At 44.1% G+C, this 15757-nt stretch carries 14 protein-coding genes; 7 read left to right on the top strand and 7 right to left on the bottom strand.

Annotated features, from left to right (window positions below):
- Nucleotides 1-61 precede the first annotated feature (61 nt).
- The 6 genes from OCV29_RS01840 to tamA all read right to left on the bottom strand — a co-directional run bounded on the left by OCV29_RS01840 (nucleotide 62) and on the right by tamA (nucleotide 9399).
- Nucleotides 62-448, bottom strand: a complete 387-nt coding sequence (locus OCV29_RS01840) for a DUF2799 domain-containing protein (RefSeq protein WP_073602950.1) — start codon at nucleotides 446-448, stop codon at nucleotides 62-64.
- Between the two features lie 160 nt (nucleotides 449-608).
- Nucleotides 609-1319: a methyl-accepting chemotaxis protein gene (locus OCV29_RS01835; protein ID WP_139281534.1), complete on the bottom strand. Its 711-nt coding sequence runs from the start codon at nucleotides 1317-1319 to the stop codon at nucleotides 609-611.
- A gap of 432 nt (nucleotides 1320-1751) precedes the next feature.
- Entirely contained in the window at nucleotides 1752-2936 is a 1185-nt protein-coding gene (locus tag OCV29_RS01830; protein ID WP_073602953.1) for a carbohydrate porin, read from the bottom strand.
- A 568-nt stretch (nucleotides 2937-3504) separates the two neighbouring features.
- Entirely contained in the window at nucleotides 3505-3849 is a 345-nt protein-coding gene (locus OCV29_RS01825; protein ID WP_073602954.1) for a gamma-glutamylcyclotransferase family protein, read from the bottom strand.
- Nucleotides 3850-3934: 85 nt separating this feature from the next.
- Nucleotides 3935-7696 carry an autotransporter assembly complex protein TamB gene (tamB, locus tag OCV29_RS01820; RefSeq protein WP_073602955.1) on the bottom strand — a complete coding sequence of 1254 codons (3762 nt, stop codon included), beginning with the start codon at nucleotides 7694-7696 and terminating at the stop codon, nucleotides 3935-3937.
- Entirely contained in the window at nucleotides 7693-9399 is a 1707-nt protein-coding gene (gene tamA / locus OCV29_RS01815; protein ID WP_084193262.1) for an autotransporter assembly complex protein TamA, read from the bottom strand. Before tamA ends, tamB begins: the two co-directional genes overlap by 4 nt.
- A 229-nt stretch (nucleotides 9400-9628) precedes the next feature.
- On the opposite strand from tamA, the gene msrA reads away from it, so the two are divergent.
- The 7 genes from msrA (at nucleotide 9629) to OCV29_RS01785 (ending at nucleotide 15115) form a co-directional block, all read left to right on the top strand.
- Nucleotides 9629-10261, top strand: coding sequence for a peptide-methionine (S)-S-oxide reductase MsrA (msrA, locus tag OCV29_RS01810; protein WP_073602956.1), 633 nt, complete (start codon nucleotides 9629-9631; stop codon nucleotides 10259-10261).
- 61 nt (nucleotides 10262-10322) lie between these two features.
- Nucleotides 10323-10643 (top strand): DUF2607 family protein, encoded by a 321-nt coding sequence (locus OCV29_RS23630; RefSeq protein ID WP_073602957.1) that lies wholly within the window; start codon nucleotides 10323-10325, stop codon nucleotides 10641-10643.
- A 25-nt stretch (nucleotides 10644-10668) separates the two neighbouring features.
- Nucleotides 10669-11385, top strand: coding sequence for a zinc uptake protein ZrgA (zrgA, locus tag OCV29_RS01805; RefSeq protein ID WP_261887354.1), 717 nt, complete (start codon nucleotides 10669-10671; stop codon nucleotides 11383-11385).
- A gap of 63 nt (nucleotides 11386-11448) precedes the next feature.
- A complete protein-coding gene (locus tag OCV29_RS01800; RefSeq protein WP_073602959.1) occupies nucleotides 11449-12171 on the top strand; it encodes an ABC transporter ATP-binding protein in 723 nt (240 codons plus the stop codon).
- Nucleotides 12168-13427 carry an ABC transporter permease gene (locus OCV29_RS01795; protein ID WP_073602960.1) on the top strand — a complete coding sequence of 420 codons (1260 nt, stop codon included), beginning with the start codon at nucleotides 12168-12170 and terminating at the stop codon, nucleotides 13425-13427. The genes OCV29_RS01800 and OCV29_RS01795 overlap by 4 nt, the downstream gene beginning before the upstream one ends.
- Nucleotides 13428-13436: 9 nt before the next feature.
- Nucleotides 13437-13937: a DUF3299 domain-containing protein gene (locus tag OCV29_RS01790; RefSeq protein WP_073602961.1), complete on the top strand. Its 501-nt coding sequence runs from the start codon at nucleotides 13437-13439 to the stop codon at nucleotides 13935-13937.
- Between the two features lie 275 nt (nucleotides 13938-14212).
- A complete protein-coding gene (locus OCV29_RS01785) occupies nucleotides 14213-15115 on the top strand; it encodes a TIGR03899 family protein (RefSeq protein WP_073602998.1) in 903 nt (300 codons plus the stop codon).
- A gap of 19 nt (nucleotides 15116-15134) precedes the next feature.
- On the opposite strand, the gene cysC is transcribed toward OCV29_RS01785, so the two are convergent.
- Nucleotides 15135-15755 carry an adenylyl-sulfate kinase gene (gene cysC, locus OCV29_RS01780; RefSeq protein WP_073602962.1) on the bottom strand — a complete coding sequence of 207 codons (621 nt, stop codon included), beginning with the start codon at nucleotides 15753-15755 and terminating at the stop codon, nucleotides 15135-15137.
- Nucleotides 15756-15757: the final 2 nt, after the last annotated feature.

Genomic DNA, 15757 nt, shown 5'->3' with positions numbered 1-15757 from the left:
ATCATCCGGATAATGGCTTTTGTGTTTACACAGCCTGAGGTATTGCCTGTGTATGATATCGTTACTCATAATCGGATTCTGACATGTATGCTCCGGATGTTACATCATCTTCCCACTGCCCCTGTTCATATGCAGCCCTGAAATCAGGATGGGACTCATCACAAGCACCATAATAAGGTCTTTGCATCTTTCCTGATTCGAACGGATCCTGAGCACAATAAGCCTGATTACCTGCACGATATCCCTGAATGTAGTCGGCATAACGTTCATCAGTTAAATTTCTGGCTCCAAGCTCAGTCAGTTCAGTGACAGAAGCTGGATTCAACCCCTGAAACCCCTGATCATAGCCCCATTGCTGCCACCCCTGACTGTCAGATAAAACAGGGAAAGACTGAGAGCTACAAGCTGTCATCAATAAAGCACAAACCACCATTAATAAACTTTTCATGGGAATTTCTCCTCATCTCCACGTTCATTAATAGTATGAATCAATTAATCGTAAATGATTATTTATATAAATGTAAATTAGTGCAAAGCCAAGTGAAGCAATGTAAAGAAGCTTCCTTTGGCTTTATCCTGATGAGAAGAGAGAGCTCCGCGGCATCCATTCACAGATGCAATGCTAAGCCAGATGCCCTGAATGTGTCCTGTATAAAATTCTCCAGCTCAAAACTGATTTTGTGTGCCTGCTGCGCCAACGTGGAAACTTCATCCGCAATGAAGGCAAGCCTCTGACCATTATCCCCTGATTTTGCAGCTTCAATCACCGTATTCAACGCCAGCAAATTAATCTGAGAAGAAATCTCCTCAACCGCGTTAAGCATCTCATGAAAAGGTTCGATAATCTCTTCACAGAGAGAGGTCATATTGGGTTGTAGGATGCTTCCGTTCAACTTTTGCATGAGTTGCTGAATAGCATGATAAGAACTTTGCATTTCATGTGAATCAACCTGTTGAATCCCTTGATAAGACGAGGAATCAGATGTAACAGCAATACCATTACAAATCTGATTTAAAAGAAATTCATCCGTCGGGCTATTCACTCTTAGCCGATCTTTGAGCTCTTCATAAAGCAACAGAGTATTTATTTCTGATTCTTTCAGTTCCAGTTCAGCACTGAGTTCGTTGATATCCCTCTGATAAAGTATCTTTAGTCTTTCAACTTCTTCCCGTAACAAATGAGGATCAGACTCATTTGGTTTACTCAATAACACCACCTCAACCTCCTGCCTGTATAAAAATAACAGTTTTATAATTTTTTGTGGCAATATAGCTTGAGCGTATAACCAGACTGTTTTTATAGCTTTAATATCCAGCAAACCAACTCAATTTACCCATACCTAAACATCTGTTACTCAGAATGACATTAGATAAGATGACATTAGAGTAGCAGAACAAAAAGCCCACACTTCACTCAGCTTAAGGAAAGAGGAACCTGATTCAGGAATCATATTTACGATATTGATGAAACTGTTTCTATCCCAAAGCGTAAAAGTTCCTGACAAGTCACATTATTATGCAACAACACAAGAACTCAGTATGATAAACGACCAGGGGAGAACAGGAAAGAAGGCAGGAAGCACTGAGCTAAAATCCGGTGAAACAGCATCTCGGTGCTTCCTGTACTTGTTTAACAAGAGTCGGAATGGTTGTGTGAAAGTGCTTTATAAAATCCCTTACCATGGGAGTGCTGATGATGTAAGCACGCAGGTATCCATAGTAAGGGAAGTACTGCTTATGGACTCTGTAAATTAAAAATGAAAATCAATCTGTGTACGGATCAAGTGTTTACTTGAACTATCCGTAGATATTTTTTTCTGTTGCGAGTAGAACGTTTCCCACACGACATTTTTGTACAGTACATATTTAACACCTGCAATCCATCCTTTTGTATCAGACTTCAGCGAGGCCCATTCGTCATCATGTGAGTAATCACCGTACATTTCAAAATCGACGTAGCGGGCATACAGGCTATATGAACCAACCTGAGACAAATCAGTTGATTTATAATCGACGCGATATTCCTGACTGTTGTTGTAATCGTCAGCATTTGTCCACACATAACTACCAGTCAAAGTCACATCATCGATGGGTTTGTATTGCAGCTCAACGGCTCCCATGCGATCCATCATTTGTTTGTCATCATCATTTTCATTAGTGGCAAAAGTCAGGCTGGTTGCCAGTTGGTCGACAATGTGACCGGTAACATTAAGACCACTGATGGATGTTTCAGAGCCATTAGGCATGGAGATCAAATCGCCCTGACGGGGTCTCCACCAGAATGCTTTTGCATTCCAGTCTTTAACAAAGGTGTAGTCGACCTGAATACCATCAGCTGCATGACCGAACGGCACAGCCTGGAAACCAAGCCCCCACCATTTTGTTCCAAGAGCAAGACCAACGCCATCATATGGATGCCCTTCAACCCAGATACGCTGAACTGTTCCGTCCTGATCATCACTACCCGGGTCATCACGCCATGACTGATTCACGGTATAACCTTTACGGGCTTCGCTTTGGAAATGGGCCTCCCACTCATCAGACACTTTCATTTTCGCTTCGAAATCCATATAAAAATGTCTGTTGTTTGTGTCGGCACCAAGACCAATTTCATCCCGGTCATCATGATCATATTTTGCCCGGAAGAAGCCATAGAAAGTAATTCGATCGATTGCTGCTTTCAGCGCTTCATATCCGCTGCTACCTTCATCAAGCTTTGGATCGTTCATTTTTGCCAGATTACTTTCATACTTTTCACGCATCTGGCGCATTTTCTGTAATTCAGCTTCATAGGTCTGATGCATTTGTTCCATTTTGGCAACTTCAGCATCCAGCGCTTTCTGATCCATATGATCATCAGCATATGTCGCTGCTGAAAACAGAGAACAGCAGGCGCAACTAATTGTCACTGCGAGTGATAGCGTTTTAATCTTCATTAGTAGATATCCTATATATTCTTGTAGGGTTTGCTTCTCCAGCAAACTGCTCTTTTATTACTTCATCCGGAATTACCGTGATGTATATTTTATCCAAGATTGTTTATTTCGTTATCGGTCGACTGCCATTCATCGCCACCCAACCACTGCCGAAACGGCCGATAATATTAAGACTTGTGAATGACTATTCCTGACTTTCAAGTAGCACACAAAGGAAACCAAAAGGTAACCGGTTCCATAAAAAGCCACATTAACCAGTACAATACACTCTTCATTGCATGTTCAATCGCAATCTCAGGTATATAATTAATTTATTTTCTGAGGGATACACTTAGTAAAACCTCAGAAAACTCAGTAAGTCTATAAATATATATGGATTAAGATTGTGCAGATCTGCACACTTTTATTTTTTTTGGATTAAATATGGAAACCGGTTTCACGTTTTGCAAAGCAGGTCACTAAAATAATATAAAAGAAAGAAAAACCGAGACAAGAGAATATAAATAATCAAAAGGGGTTTTTGCTTATTTATCTGACTTATCCGGACACATTCATGTGATAACAAATATTATCTGTTACACCAATCCCCGGAAGGAATATGATTTTTTAATTTTGATTTATCCTGATATATATAAACCCATGCGTGACCAAAAGTCGTATTCATCACCTCACGACGATACTCGACAGGAATATCTTCAAGTTTATCCAGCGCAGCCAGACAAGTCTCATTGACGGCATAGACCTCACCACAAATTGATTCCCTGCCGGGAATCATGCCTGGATATTCGCCAAGGTCGTACAAAGCATAGTCAGGTGGTGTCGTCCAGAAGCCCAGAAACTGACTGTCTCTGAGCAAAAAGTGATTCGATTCTCCCTGCCGGAGCGTCCCGTATACAAAAACCAGATGTTCCATATTTTCCTCCCTGAAACCGATATCCGGACCATAAAATCAGTCGGCCTGATTAAGTGCGACTTCATTGAGCATCCGCTCATGAGATTTAGTTGAATTCAAACTGATACAGTAGATCAACAGTATTGGTTAACCCGGACACAGCTTCCAGATAGAGATCTTTCATAAGCCGGTAACGCACCGTAAACTCGCCGACAGAGTTAAAAATACCCACCCCGTATTTCACCTGAAGTCCCGGTAAAATATATCCGCTGACCGTGACCTGAGTATCATCTCCGGCACCGTTTGTATCCAATTCAAGATCCTGAACACCAAATGCCTGGCCCAGCTCTCCAACCAGTTTACCGCTCTGGGCCAGCGTTAAACCAATTAAGCTGCTGGTCACCGTATGACCGCCAGAGTCTGATGTCAGATTTTTTCCCCGGAGCAGATAAGACAATGCATTTGCCTGGGGCATTGAAGGATCAGAAAAAACAGTCACTGAAGGATTATCCGCGGGTCCGGTCACCTGAATACCAGCCGTGACATCATCTTCTATCTGCTCAGGATTCCGGATGGCAGTGATAGATACATAAGGCTGATCAGCGGGACCATTCATTAATATTTTTCCTTGCTGTATCAGTAAATCCTGGCCAAAAGAGCGATAGCTTCCATCGAGAATATTAACTTCTCCATGAATAAACGGTGCCTGGTCCCGCTGTGTAACATCAAGTATTCCTTTTAAGCGCCCTTTGAGACCAAAGGCAGCTACAGAAAGGTTATCTCCCAGCTTCACACGAATATGGGTATTGACCCGAAGCGGTAATTTTTCCCGCTGTAATGGTTGACCCGAAGTATCCAGAATCACCTGATCATCAGACACTTTGATTGCTCCTTCGGGCAGTTGATCGATCTTAATTTCACCTTCCGGTAACGATATTTCCCCGGTCACGTCCGCAATTTTTGGTGTCATTGTCAATTGAATATCGGGCAGAGCTTTGAGCCGGACCATCGGTAACACTTTTATCTCAACGCCGTCAGAATAAAGATGGGAAGAGACCCGCCAGTCATCCGGCGATTTCCAGTTTCCTTCGCCTTTCAGGGATAATGCGCCGTCCGGTGTCTTCACATCTGCCAGCCAGTCAGCCTGAGAACCATGTAAACCAATCCGGAGCGTTCCTTCCCGGATATCAACAGGAGTCATCCGGCCTTTCACTCTCATTTCATCCATTCGCAGATCGCCATAGACCTGCGGACGGCTCATTTTACCTTTCAGTTGAATCTGACTATTAACAACAGTATGAAAATCACTGTACTCCCCGAGAAACCCTTTCAGAAAATCAAGTGAGACTTGTTGGATTGCTATATTTCCCTGTATTTTATCCTCTGCATGGGTGATATCCGGGATTTCAAGATTCGTTTTGATCTGGCCATTGTCCGACAAATCCAGCAAGGAATGCAGCGACAGCTGATTATTTTTTATGTGTCCCTGCAGATTTAAAATGTCCCATTGGAGCGATACCGGTCCGGGAGCCTTATTCGTCAGCACACCTGATTTTGCCTCGAGCTGCATGGTCAATTCAGGTGAAGTGCCAGGTTGCCACTGAACGTCAGCCTCTCCCCTGACATCACCGCTCAGGGTGATCGCTTCAGGAAACAGAGATGCCAGTTGCTCCAGTTGAAGATGATTCAAAGACAATTGCACCTGACCTGATTTTGCACTGAGTTCTGCATCCCGGTCTAAACATAACCGGGCTTGTTTATTCATCCAGCAGTGCGCTTGTATCCTGACCTGCTCTGCCTGAGTATCGACAAAAATACCCGTCGGCTTTTCCAGTGCAACAGACTGGCCTTTGGCCTGAAAATCAACCCGCCTCAACTCACCACGCCACTGTTTCCAGTTGTCAACAGCACTTCCGGATAGCCGGAGTGCCGCCTCGCCCAGTGATGTTTTCAACTGCATTCTTGCCTGGTGATCTTGCTGCGTACCATGAATATTCAGGCTGGCGGATTCAATCCGTTTATTCTGATATGTCCCTCTCTTAAGTTGAACATCCATCTCTCCACGGACTTCAGGCGCTGACTGCAGATGACCTTTCATACTGACATCCCCCGCACTAAACAACGACTGCCAGCGAATATCCCGGCCGGAGAGGTTCAGACGGATATCCGGTGAAGCAAGTAATCCAGCCAGGTTCACTTTCCCCTGAACCTGACCAGCTAAGGATTTGACAGATTTAGACAGATCCGGAAAGTGAATCCCGATATCCATCCTGATCTTTTGATCAATGGAACCTTTGGCAGAGAGATAATTCGGACCATGTGAAATGTTCATTCCGGGTACATCCAGCTTGACTGTTTTTGCTTTGATATTGCCCGATGCCTCAAACTTTCCGGCCACCTGAAGCGGATACTGCCGGAGCTTGCCTGTTAAATTCATCTGTGAAACAGAAACTGCCCACCCGGGTTCCAGCATTGAAGCATCAAACTTCAGTGTTCCATCAAGTTGTCCCGGATACGAAGGCCACTGGACCTGTGGTTCAATATGACTCAGCTGAATATCAGACTGAATGGACAATCCGTCTTGCCAGTGAATTGCCGAATGACCGGAAATACTGCCATTTAATAAGCCAAGTTCCAGCGCAGCAAGGTCAAACTGAGTTTTTGTCCCGGAGCCCGATAACCGAACATCTGTTTCCGGAATATCCAGTCCACTCATTTGTCCATTCAGATGAACCTGATAATTCTCTGTATTTCCCTCAATCATCAAACGATCCACGCCAAAATGATATGTGGGAGAATCCACAAGCGGCCATCCCCCTGACAAGTCACTCACTTCAACCTGAAAAGGAAAATGTTCAGAAGCAGATAAAGGCGCAACCTTCGCCTTCATTTTCCCATTAATTTTTCCATCAAGTGCAATGCGGGTTTCCAGTTGCTGCAAACTTCCTGTTGCTGCCAGCGTGACCGATTGCCCGGCTAACGGTGACGCCTTCAGCTGGCTCTCAAGCTGTAAATCCAGTGGAAAATTCCGATTTAGTTCAATCTCTCCGGCCAGACTGAGGTTGAGCTGAGAGTTTTTTATCTCTGCCTTCTGCAGGTGAACACGATGATGCTCAGCACTCACCGCAAGGTCAAACTGATCTATGGATTGTTTTTCCGGCAGATGAAGTGTCAGCCCGGACAAATGAAATTCAGGGACATCAATGCGTAACGGAATCCAGATCTCCGGCAACTGAATATCCTGAACTGCCTTAACTGCTGGTGTCTTCACAACCGGAGGCGGCGCTTTACTCTTTGTCAGGGTGACATCAACCTGATGCCAGTTTACTTTTGTGATATGGAGCTGATTCCGGTAAAAATGAACACCTCCGGAAAACGCCTGCCAGACAACCGTCGCCTGTGGCGTCGATAGATGCACATCATTAAGCTCAATCCGGGAGAATCTGACCGGCACAGGGAGAATCAAATCCGTATGTCTGACCTCGGTTGTTCCTGATTCTGCGGTTTCTGGATCTGGCTGACCATCCGGCAATTGAATATCGGCACCGCTCACCGCCAGAGAGTTCACACACAAAGCCGGCTGCAGGAAGCAGTGACTATCAAAGTCCACGGCAACACGGCTTAACCGGATATCCATTGATGTGTCAGGATCCTTATACCTCACATCGGTCAAAACAAATGACCGGCCAAGTGCGCCTTCTGCATACCCGACTTCCAGAGAAGGGATGATTTTTTCAGTACTCCACAGGGCAAGTTTTAACCCTGCCGGAGACAATAAAATGAAAGCAAGTAATGCGGCACTGACCAACAGAAGTGAACAGAAAATAACAAAACTATATTTACCGAACCGAAACATAAAACGCATCATAGATCTGGCCCCAAAGTGAAATGAAGCCTGAATTCATCGCCAGGCTGGTTATCCAGCCCCCATGCAAAATCAAGCCGGACAGGCCCGATAGGAGAAACCCAGCGAATCCCGGCACCGGTTCCTCTTTTCCAGTCAGGTGTTTGATTAAAGGCGTCCCCATAATCATAAAATAAAGCGATCCACCAGTTACCCGTTAACTGGTATTGATATTCAAGCGAAGCCGTTGCCAGATATTTTGCCCCGGTTAATGCACCACTGCTATCAACAGGGGAAACTGATTCATAATCATATCCGCGAATACTGTTATCTCCACCAGCAAAAAAACGCAGCGACGGAGAAACCTTTTGAAAATCATCAACCAGATTCATTCCACCATCCAGTTTCAACAAAAAACGGTGATCTTCCTGATAAGTCCGGATCCAGGATGTTCCCCCCTGAACCCGCAGCAAATCAGTTTCAGATAAAGCGTGCTGATTACCATATTCAATCGTGAGTGTCTCTTTATCGCCCCAGGTCAGGAGCCGCTTGCCGCGTGTACGGGTGCGGGTGAAGGTAATCCCGGGTAAGACAAACTGACCTGTATCATCAAGAATTCCCTGCTCATAATTTTCTATCAGATACCGGATGAAAACAGTCCTGTTCCAGCCATTATCTAAATGCCAGTGCCTTTCCAGAGAGAGATTCGATTCAATACTTTTCGTATCAAGATTATCAACTTTCTTTAGTCCGTACTGGATCTGATAATACTGGTGAAGCACATCCTGAAGCGGAATCTTATATCCGGCAGTAACAACTTGTTCTGGCCCTGAAAGGGAGACTTTACCACTCAGACTATGTCCTTCTTCATTCAGCCATGGTTTGACCCATTTCAACGATCCCTGAATACCAACATCTGTTGAATAACCCAGTCCGGTTTCCAGCTGATTTTTAGACGCAGGCGTCACAACAACATTGACAGGCAGCTCACGCTCTTCCGGTATTTTTGATAAATCAGGGGTAATTGCTATAGAACCAAACCAGTCGGTGTCCGATAAGTTTTGATTAAATTCACCAATCAGGGATATCCGGTAAGGGTCACCGGATTGAAAAGGTTGTAATGATAAAACTTTCTGCTCATTAATCTGACTGCCGGATATGATGGTCTGGCCGAACTGATACCGGATACCACTGTCAAAGGAAAGGATGATGGTCGCCTGATACTTATCCGGTCTGACTTCGATTCGGCTTTGCGTAAATTTGCCGTTGAAATACCCTTTTTTCAGTGCCAGATTTCTGATGTCTGATTTGAATTTCTCATAGTGAGCATGATTTAAGATCGCTCCGGTTTGTATCTGGCTTTCTTCAGATAGTCTGGCAAAATCATCATCATGCTCCGCCTCTCCGGATATCAAGATCTGTGCTTTGTGAATACGGGTCGGCTCTCCGGGAGTGACAAACACTGATAACTGGTCGCCATCGGTTTGAAATTTAACAGAAGCATGGTAATAACCTAAAGCTTCAAGTGCCTGAGAGATATTTTTGCGGATAAAAGCATGTAAACGCAAACTATCCGCGTCTTCGTCCGGAGAAATACCGGATAGATAAGCATCAACATTATCTTCCAGCTCACCTTTCAACCCATTCACCACAACATTGACTTCAGCATGACCGGTTATTGAAAAACAAATGAAAAAAACATAGCAAAGGGTAAAAAGGGACTTCATACGATTGATTTATCTGATTTAAGAATTGGATTGAGTTTATCATAATTAACATAAACTCTGTCGTCTGTACGCAGATAGTTAAATCTGAACTACATTTTATCCATACATCAGAGGATAGCCCTGATAAAACAGATTGTATTCAAAGCCATATATTATCATCAGACCTATGGCAGATACGGGGAGAATGAGCATTCATCCGGTCCCGGCAATAAAAATAAAAGGAAAAGTCATGTCAGATAAACGAACAATGATCGCTCAGAATGAAGCTTTAAAAGGTCGGGCAATCCCATTCGATGTGGAAGATAGCCATTTCGTGAATCACTCCAGTATCCACGCAGAACCGACGAAAGGTCAGGCCAAAATATTGTTGGGAATGGGATGTTTTTGGGGTGCAGAAAAAATGTTCTGGCAACTCGACGGCGTGATATCAACCTCGGTGGGGTATTCTGGTGGATACACGCCAAATCCAACTTATGAAGAGGTCTGCACAGGTAAAACCGGGCACACAGAGGTGGTCAGAATCATCTACCAGCCAGAAGTTATTTCTCTCGAAACACTTTTAACCAGTTTTTGGGAAAACCATGACCCGACTCAGGGGATGCAGCAAGGTCCGGACATGGGTACACAGTATCGTTCTGCTATTTACTTTTATCACGATGAACAACGCGTGATTGCTGAACGAACAAGACAACGCTATCAGGAAGCCTTAACAACCGGCAACCAGGGGATGATTACAACAGAAATCACTCCGGCCGGTCCCTACTATTTTGCGGAAACCTACCACCAGCAATATCTGGCCAAAAATCCCGATGGATACTGTGGTCTCAACGGAACCGGCGTCTGCTTTGCCCCGCCACAATAATGCTTGCGCCAGCAGCAATGTTATATTATAACATTGCTGTTTCTGTCCGGTCAGGTTCTCTATGAACGATATCAGCAAAACATATTGCCAATTTCAGAAGGGAGTCGCTTTAGCGGCTGTCTTTTTTGTCATTTGGCTGGGATTTGCAGAAATACATCATCAGTTTGACACATTAGAAGCCCATCATTATCACCATGATTGCCAACAGTTTAATAGCATCATTCATGGTCTCCAAACACCAGATTTAACGTTCCCGACTGTTGTCTTACACGGTTATATTGAGCCTGAAACAGAAGTCATCCGGATCAGCCGCCCGATATCCGCTTATGATGCTCGTTCTCCGCCGGTAACCGTATTAAGAATGAATCATATAATAACTTAATCATCTTAATTACGGAGTATTTGACATGTTAAAACCTTATCATATTGCTGTTCTTGCCGGGCTGGCAGTGACATCAGTACAAGCAGAAGAAAGTTTCCGCCAGCATGAAGCACATGTACACGGCGTTGTAGAAATGAACATCGCTCAGGATGCGAATGAGTTATTAATAGAAATTACAGCGCCCGGCGCTGATGTGGTTGGTTTCGAGCACAAACCCCAGTCCACTCAGGAACATCAGGTTTTTGATCGGGCCATGGCTCGTTTAAAGCAGGCTGACAGTATTATCTCTGTCAATAAAGATGCCCTTTGTAAAATCAGTCACAGTGAAATTCATCAGACCACTCATCATCATGATCATGACGAAGACGAGCACGAACATCATGATGAAGGTGAACATCACCATGACCACGATGATCACGATAGTGATCATGATAAAACAGCGCATCGTGACCATGAACATCATGACGAAGGCGAACACCATGATCATGACCACGACACTGAAATGAATCATGAAGAACATGAACATGAACATGAACATGAACATGAACATGAACATGGCGAGCATAATGCTTATTCTATCCAGTACCACTACGAATGCCAGAATGCAGATAACCTGAAACAGCTATCGACACAGTGGTTCACTCATTTCCCGAATACACATCGTATCCAGGTCAATATCTTTACTGACAAACGTCAGAGCTCAGAAGAACTGACACCTGAAAAGCATCAGGTTGCACTATAAAGATTCCTGTCTTACAAAGTCTGGTAAGTCTTTACTTACCAGACTGCTTCAAGGGCGTTTATCATGAAAGATTCTGAATTTAATAATTCACAGCAAACGTGTGTAATTTCACTCCAAAACACCAGATTTCAGTGGCCTGGCGATACATCTCCAGTGATTGATATTCCTGAGCTGAACGTTCAGCAGGGCGAACATTTATTTGTCAAAGGTCCCAGTGGATGTGGCAAATCGACCCTTCTCAGCTTGCTGACCGGTATTAATACAACCCAATCAGGCTCAGTCACTATATTAGGTCATCAATTGTCTCACCTTTCCGCCAGCCAGCGGGATAAATTCCGGGCAGATCACATCGGATATATTTTTCAACAGTTTAATTTACTGCCTTATCTGTCCGTCATCGAAAATGTGCTGCTTCCCTGCCAGTTTTCCCGGTTACGAAAAAATAATATTTCAGGTTCACTTCAGGAGAAAGCAGTTCAGCTACTGAACCGGCTGAAACTACCGGAGTCTTTGTTAAATCAACCCGTTGTTGAGCTCAGCATAGGTCAACAGCAGCGAGTTGCAGCGGCCCGGGCATTAATTGGCTCACCCCAGTTAATTATTGCCGATGAACCGACGTCATCACTGGATTTTGATAATCGAAGCGCGTTTATAGAATTACTGCTTGAAGAAGCAAATCAGGTCAATTCAACACTGGTATTCGTCAGCCATGATCCAACTCTGGAGCCCTTATTTAACCGAAGTATCAACCTGCCAGAAGTGAACCAAGCGAGGAAATGTGCATGAAAACAATCGCAACATTGTCCTGGAAAAGTGTATTCAACAGAAAAACCACCGCAATTCTGAGTATTTTAACTGTAGCAATATCAGTGATTCTGTTACTGGGTGTAGAACGGATAAGAACGCAGGCAAAAAGCAGTTTTGCGAATACCATCTCAGGGACAGATCTCATTGTCGGAGGCCGCTCCGGACAGGTCAACCTGTTACTTTATTCTGTCTTCAGAATCGGTAATGCGACCAATAACATCGATTGGAAAAGCTTCGAAGAATTCAGCCACCACCGTGCCGTGAAATGGGCAATCCCTATCTCTTTAGGTGACTCCCATAAAGGTTTCCGTGTCATGGGAACCAATCAAGACTACTTCAAATTTTATAAATATGGACGTAAGCAACCACTTACTTTCGCTAAAGGAAAACCTTTTCATCACCTGTTTGATGCAGTCATCGGTTCTGATGTTGCCCGTAAACTAGGATACAAAATTGGCAGCAAGATGATTATTGCGCACGGTATCAGTGATGTAGGTTTTACCCGGCATGATCATCTGCCCTTCAGCGTCGTTGGTATTTTGGCGCCGACCGGAACCCCCGTCGACCGAACCGTTCATGTTTCACTTGCCGCCATTGAAGCCATTCATGTCGGATGGGAATCCGGAGCACATATTGGCAAAACACCAGATGCAAAAACATTAGAACAACGTCACTTTCAACCCACTCAAATTACAGCAATGCTGCTGGGGTTAAAATCACGAATTATGGCATTTGCTCTCCAGCGTGAAATCAATGAATACAGAAAAGAACCGTTAAGTGCCATTATGCCTGGCGTCGCACTTCAGGAGTTGTGGGGCATGATGTCAGTCGCTGAACAGGCGCTGATGGCTGTGTCTGTATTTGTGGTCATTGCAGGACTCATGGGCATGTTAAGCAGTTTGCTGACAAGTCTGCAGGAAAGACGTCGTGAGATGGCAATTCTCAGAGCAATGGGAGCACAGCCCAAGCATATTTTTGCGCTTCTGATGAGTGAAGCCAGCGCGTTAACCTTGATTGGAATTATTGTTGGTTTAACCGGTGTCTATGGACTGATGTTTCTTATTGCACCCGTCATTCATAACCATTATGGTATTCTCATTACACCAGAGATGCTGACGCCACATGAGTGGCTGCTGCTGGGCTATGTCCAGCTTGCCGGTATGTTGATTGGTGTCGTGCCATCATTACGGGCTTATCGTCAATCCCTGAGTGATGGAATGACGATAAGAATTTAAGGAATATGAATGTACAAATATATCTTGGTGATGTTTCTTTCCATCGTTAGCCTTTTTCCTCACGTATCATGGAGTGAGGAAAAACCACTTCAGCTGGACTGGATTGATCTCATCCCGGAAAAAGAGCGTAGCCTGTTTAATCAGCAAGGGATGCCATCAGTGAATCATAATAGCCCGTCAGCGGCTAAGCAGGCACATATCGGCTCGGTCCGATCTGAATTAAATGGCAGCTTTGTCAAAATTCCGGGGTTTGTTATTCCTCTGGAAGGGGACGAAAATACGGTCACAGAATTTCTTCTTGTTCCCTATTTTGGTGCCTGTATCCATGTTCCGCCGCCGCCGCCCAATCAAATCATCGATGTTAAATTTCCTAAAGGTGCACCGGTACAACAGTTATGGGATGTCATTTATGTCGTCGGAAAACTGAAAACCGAGTTTGTCAGCAGCGATGTCGCTGACTCAGGATATGTGATTGAAGGGGCACGAATTGAAATGTACGAAGATCAGTGAGCAATGCTCACGACGACGTATTTTATATAACAATGTATTTTATATAACAATAAAGTGGGCCAGATAAGCCAATAGTAAAAAGTAACACAGAAAAATTAAAACTGTTGAAATTATTTTTTTCACGGAACGCTTGGTTTTGAGTTAACACTGGTAACAATTTTAACAAATAATTATCATCAGGTTTAGTAAAACTTATCGTTTCGTGAATCTGTCTATAGATGTATTTTTGATTAAAGGTTACATTTATTTCAACTTAGTTATCAGTGTCTGCAGAAATGGAAGAAGAACAGCGTTCCCCCGTAACCATTGATCAGGAATCAGGTCAATCACAGCCAAAGCCACAATCCAAGAGTCGTTATATTCAGGATAGTGCGAGTAAAATTCTTCATATCGCTCAAAATCAGGGCTTAGAGGCGCTGATCCAGGAAGAAAAACCAAAATTATCGCCATTAGACAGAGCCATACAAAGAGAGAAAAAGCTCAAAGAAAGACGACAAAGAAACCTGGAACGTATTATTCAGCTGTCTCATAAATCCTGTAAAGATGAAACAGCCGGAGATCCTAATCAGGACTGGCTGTACCGCTTCTTTGAAATGGCGCAGGATATCCATGATGCTTCAATGCAGCGACTTTGGGCTCAGGTGCTGAAAAAAGAAGTGACGAATCCGGGAGCAACCTCGATGAAAGCTCTTCAGATTCTGAAAGATATGACTCCAAAAGAAGCTCAGATCTTACAAAAAGCTGCAGCGCTTGGCTGTAGTTTTGGTAATGATCACAGCCAGAAAATCTTAGTCGGAATTCATGCGCAAAACAGTATTTTCAGTTTCGGTAAGCGGGAACAAACGATTTCGGTCAGTCTGGGAAATTATCAGCTCCCTTATTCAAGTCTGTTAGTGCTGATTGAGCTTGGATTATTACATGCCACAGAGCTGGAATCAGGAGAAATCGATCTTTCTCCTGCCTTGCCTCTGCATTATCAGGGAAAGAATTTATTACTTCAGCCCATGAGTAAAGGTGTACATCTTCTTTATTATCGTTTCAGCCCGACAGGCAATGAGTTATGCCGTCTTTTGGGCAACCGGACGAATCAACAATATCATGACCAACTGATTGCGATGCTTGGACAAAAGTTTATGATTCAGACTGATGTAAACAGCACAGTTCACCATGCTGTTTAACGATCGATGAAATCATGAATCAGAGTTGAATAATTTCCCGGCGATGTAACTCAGAGAGACATTGCTCAGCCAGTTCCTGAATGCTTTTCTCTCCGGCAGGCAAATCAATCTCCGGCGAATGCGGCGCTTCATATTCGGAATCTATCCCTGTAAAGTCAGGAATTTCTCCGGCGCGGGCCTTTTTATACAAACCTTTCGGATCCCGTTGTTCACAGACTTCCAGTGACGTATTGACAAATACTTCCAGAAATTCACCTTCAGGCAGTAAATCCCGAACCAGCTGTCGCTCAGCACGGTGCGGGGAAATAAAAGCAGTTAAAACAATTAACCCTGCATCCGCCATTAATTTTGCCAGCTCACCAATTCGGCGAATATTTTCCCGGCGATCCTGTTCAGAAAAACCCAGATCACGGCACAAGCCATGCCGGACATTATCGCCATCCAGAAGATACGTGTGATATCCATGATGCGCTAAATGTTTTTCTAACTCTCCGGCAATGGTCGATTTACCGGCCCCTGAAAGCCCGGTAAACCAGAGTACGACCGGTTTTTGCTTTTTCAGTTTCGCACGGAGATCTTTATCAACCGCATGATGATGCCACACAATGTTTTCATCTGTGATATTCGATTCTGAGTGCATAA

The sequence above is a fragment of the Vibrio aerogenes genome (assembly GCF_024346755.1).
Classification (GTDB): domain Bacteria; phylum Pseudomonadota; class Gammaproteobacteria; order Enterobacterales; family Vibrionaceae; genus Vibrio; species Vibrio aerogenes.
This window is presented reverse-complemented; position numbering and strand designations above follow the sequence as displayed.